The following is a 662-nucleotide window of genomic DNA, read 5'->3' as shown; positions in this document are numbered from 1 at the left end:
AAGCGCTCGGGCAGGGGCAACCGGATCTCGTCGAGCGCCGGCACGTACATCGCGCGCTCGAAGCCATGGCGCACCACAGCATTGCAGCCGGCCACCAGGCGCAGCACGTTTTCCACCGCAGTGCGGCCCTCGCCACCGATGCCCTGCGCATCCGCCCGTGACGCCTCGACGGCCGCCTCCGAGGCCCCCGAGCCCACCGCGCCCCTCCCTTCGGGCAGCCCGTCGACCTGCGCCAGGTTGAACAGCCAAAATGGCCTGCAACGCAGCAAACCCGAGCACGCTGCAGACGCATCGGCATCGGCATCGGCAGTGGCGCTGTCCGAACGCTCGCCATCCGCGCGCCCGCGCGCTCGCGCCCCGTCGTCGACACCGGCACCGCGCTGGTCCACGCGTTCGAAGTGCGCGCACAGCACACCGTGCTCACCCCGGCGCACCTGGCCGCCCAGCGCCGCGGCCTGCCGGTAGGTCATCCAGAGGTGGGTCGCATAGCCTTGGGTGATGGCCTCGTCCCACAGCAGCAGCACATTGGCGCCCCGGTAGGGCCGCCCCGTCTGCAGGTTGCGCGGGAACCCGCGCGACGCCGCAGCGACCCAGCGCGCGCGGAACACGTGGCCGCCCTGTTCGAGCATCGCGATGATCCGGTCTGTCACGGCCTGGCGCAC

At 72.2% G+C, this 662-nt stretch carries 1 protein-coding gene; it reads right to left on the bottom strand.

Translation table 11 applies throughout. From position 1 onward, the window contains the following. Nucleotides 1–662: ArdC-like ssDNA-binding domain-containing protein (locus tag AC0IYU_RS34785; RefSeq protein WP_472126949.1), on the bottom strand; the 662-nt coding region annotated here is incomplete at both ends.

It is taken from the genome of Variovorax sp. AC103, assembly GCF_979254005.1.
Note: the sequence above shows the minus strand (reverse complement) of the source record. Positions and strands in the feature narration are given on the sequence as shown.